The organism is Aquiflexum sp. (genome assembly GCF_977115555.1).
Window position 1 is genome coordinate 1 of sequence record NZ_CDSBKL010000391.1, and the last position, 3,696, is coordinate 3,696.

The 3,696-nt window shown below is 39.3% G+C and carries 2 protein-coding genes and 1 pseudogene; 1 reads left to right on the plus strand and 2 read right to left on the minus strand.

Annotation, left to right across the window (positions count from 1 at the left end; translation table 11 throughout):
- A pseudogene (locus tag ACZFYI_RS17170) lies at positions 1–462 on the plus strand (hypothetical protein); the annotation flags it as partial.
- A 287-nt stretch (positions 463–749) separates the two neighbouring features.
- On the opposite strand, the gene ACZFYI_RS17175 reads toward ACZFYI_RS17170, so the two are convergent.
- The gene (locus ACZFYI_RS17175) at positions 750–3,119 is read right to left on the minus strand and encodes an ABC transporter permease (RefSeq protein ID WP_462525355.1); all 2,370 of its coding nucleotides are present in this window, start codon (positions 3,117–3,119) and stop codon (positions 750–752) included.
- Between the two features lie 58 nt (positions 3,120–3,177).
- Positions 3,178–3,696: ABC transporter permease (locus tag ACZFYI_RS17180; RefSeq protein ID WP_462525356.1), on the minus strand; the 519-nt coding region annotated here is incomplete at its 5' end.

Genomic DNA, 3,696 nt, shown 5'->3' on the forward strand with positions numbered 1-3,696 from the left:
TATTGGCAATTTTTAGGATGGGGACAATTGATAGCAGGATTGCTATTGATGACACAGCGCTATGCCAAATTGGGGGCAGTCATCAATTTCCCCATTATCCTCAATGTCTTTGTGATCACCATTTCAATGGATTTCAATTATACGCCTGTCATCACCGGCATGATGCTTTTCGCCAACCTTGTCTTATTGGTATGGCATTGGAATGAATTGAGGACGTTGATAGATCTTCCATTGATTGCTGACTTACCTAACCGGCTTGAAGATCAAAATTCATGGGTCTATACAGGAATATTATTGTTCCTTTTTACAGCAGGTTACAGGCTTATTAATGACAGGTATGATCCCATATTTTGGTTTGGAATCTGTGCATTGATCGGATTGGGCGGATTGGTTTTTGGAATAAAAAAGTGGTTTCATTTAGGTTTTGGAAAGAGTAGTAAAAATAACCACATCGGAAAATGATTCATCCAATTTCACCTATTGGTCCCAAAAGAGTCCAAAGGAGAGGCTGGAAGCAATTGAATTTTTACGAGAGCAATTCATGAGATTTAATAAAGATGCTGAGCAAAGACTTCAAAAAGTTTGTACAATAATAACTATGAAATGCTTTAAAATTTAACTTTGAACAAAAGTGAAGGCTTAAAAAACCGGAATCCCTCGATCCCGGTTTTCATTTTTCTAAAAAAATAGTATGGTTTTAGTTTCTGTGATTCGGTTTCATTCTTGAAATACAATGTCAGGAGTTATCCTTATAAACTTTTCAATATTTTTATTGGATTGGTTCCTATGCTTTTATATGACTGGAAAGCCACGGTTACAATTGCCAAACCCAAACATCCGAAGCCTGCTGTCAAGAATATCCATAGTTCAAAAGGCACCTTAAACGCAAAATCATCCAACCATCTCCCTATCAGCAAATATGCCAAAGGGATGCCTATCAGGCAGGAAATGGCAATGAGTTTGACATAACTTACCGAAAGCAACAAAAAAATTTCAGCATGGCCTGCTCCAAAAACCTTTCTGATGCCTATTTCTTTGGACCTTTGCTGCACTGTGTATGCTGTCAATCCAAACAATCCCAAAAAGGCAATGAAGATGGATATCATTGTAAGCGCATTCATCAATTTTCCCATCTGCATTTCTGATCTGTAGATTGCTTGGAAGTCCTCATCGAGAAAAGTATAATTCATCGGTACCCTTGGTTCAAACTCCTTCCATGTTGCCTGTAATGCTGAGATGCCGGCATCGAAATCACCGGGCTTCAGACGGACCGTGATGTAATCCCGAAGGAAATAATCATCCATGTATTCGATTACCAAGGGTTTGATTTCCTCTCTGAGCGATTCAAAATTGAAATCCATCAGGATCCCAATCACTTCCAATTCAGCCTCATCATCTGCGCCCTGGTTCTTGATGATTTTTTGGCCAATGGGATTTTCACTTATCCCCAATATTGCTGCTGCACGTTCATTGATCAATGCTTTACTTTTATCCGATCCGGGAATATCACTGAAGTTTCTACCCGATTTGATTTCCATCTTTAAGGTAGTGACATAGTCATCATCAGATTCGTACCAATTCATGCCATTGTCAGCATTATTTTCAGGAAGGCTGAAACCCCTCATCTGAAAATTACCGGGCAAAGGAATCCCGGTAGAAAAAGCAAGGGATGCTATGAGTGAGCTTGAAGCAAACCTACTTTTGAAAATTTCCCGTTCTTCGTTTTTGATTTCGCCGTCATTGTGGACAATAAGCAGCTGCTCCCTATCAAATCCGATATTTGATTTTTGGATAAAGCCCAACTGCCTTTGGACAATAAGAGCGCATATGATCAAAATCAAAGAAATACTAAACTGAAAAACGACCAATCCACTCCTTAGACCAATGGTATTTTTTCCCTGAATCTGTACTCCTTTGATGACCTTTAGTGGCTGGAAAGATGAAAGGTAAAATGCCGGATAAAAACCCGCCAACACCGATAAAGAAAGAATGAGTAAAGGTATGACTCCCCAGATCCATGACAATTGAAAAATATTAAAGCGGATTTGTTTTCCGCTTATTTGGTTGAATAATCCATTGGACAACTCCACCAATACCAAAGATAACAGGGTACTCACCAATACAAGAACAAATGCCTCAGCCATAAACTGACCTACCAATTGAAACCTCTTGGAACCCATCACTTTCCTTACCCCGACTTCCAACGACCTTTTGGTGCTTTTGGCAGTAGACAGATTCATAAAGTTGATACTTGCCAAAGAAAGGACTATTAATCCTACCAATGAAAGAATGTTGACATAACTTTGATAACCATTCACTTCATGCTCCCTGAGTAAATGAGAATGGAGGTGAATATCCTGAACCGGTTGAAGGCCAAAATAAAAATCAGTTGAAGCTTGGTCGCCTGAAAGCCGCGGCCTTATTTCATTATCTACAATCTGCTTCAGTTTACCGGATAGGGCATCCTTTTGGTTGGTTTTCACTTTCACATAGGTATGGAGAATAGACCACATCCAATTGTCCATCAGAAAAATCTCTCGATGCATTTCAATGTTATGCACCAGCATATCAAAATGAAAATGGGATTGGGAAGGAATATCTTTGATCACTGAGGTGACCATCATCAAGTCAGTAGAACCACTTCCAATCAATAAATTTTTTCCAACAACTTCAGCAGTCGGAATTTCTCCAAAATATCTTTTTGCTGTGGATTCGGTAATGATCACACTTTTACCTCCTTCGAGAGCGATGGAACTTCCTGCCAGGATTTCAAAGTCAAACACTTCAAAGAAATTTGGTTCAGCATAAAAAACAGATGCTTCCCTAAAAATCTGATCTGCATTGGGACCTGTTTCGGGCTGTACGGTAAAATCATTCCATTTCAATATTCTCGTGACTGCTTCAACTTCAGATATATCTTTTAAACTTTGGCCTAATGGAGGCGGTGCTGTGGCATATTGGGAACCCTCTTCCGTTCCCCAATGGGATGTGATCCTGTATATATCTCCGGAATTTGAATAAAAGCGGTCATAGCTTTTCTCGTCAACGATATAAAAAAGAATCATCAAAAAACCTGCAATACCTATCGTCAAGCCAGAAATATTCAAAAGGGAATACATCCGGTTTTTATTTAATACTCTCCATGCAATAATGAAATGGTTTTTTAACATGAGATTATTATTCAGAAGACAAAGAATTAACAGGATTGGCAGTCGCAGCTTTAAAAGCCTGAAAACTTACTGTAGCCAAAGCTATAAAAAGAAGAACTCCTGCTGATCCTGCAAAAATCCACCAACTTAAGTTGGTTTTATAAGCATAACCTTGGAGCCATGAGTTGGATAAATACCATCCCAAAGGAACCATAATCAGGATAGCGATCAGAACCAAAAGGATAAAATCTTTGACTATCATGGTCAAAATACCGCTGATTGAGGCTCCAAGGACTTTCCTGACCCCGATTTCTTTTTTGCGGTTTTCGACGGTAAATGCCGCCAAACCAAACAAACCCAAACAGGATAGGAAAATAGCAACCATTCCAAAATACCTGGCGAGTTTGGAAATGCGCTGCTCCTGAAGGTATAGAGACTGAAAATCTTCATCCATGAAGCTGTAATCCATTTTTTGGGCATTGAGATCCTCAAACAATCCTGAAATGGAAGCGATGGTTTCAACCTGGTTTTCAGGATTGATCCTGAT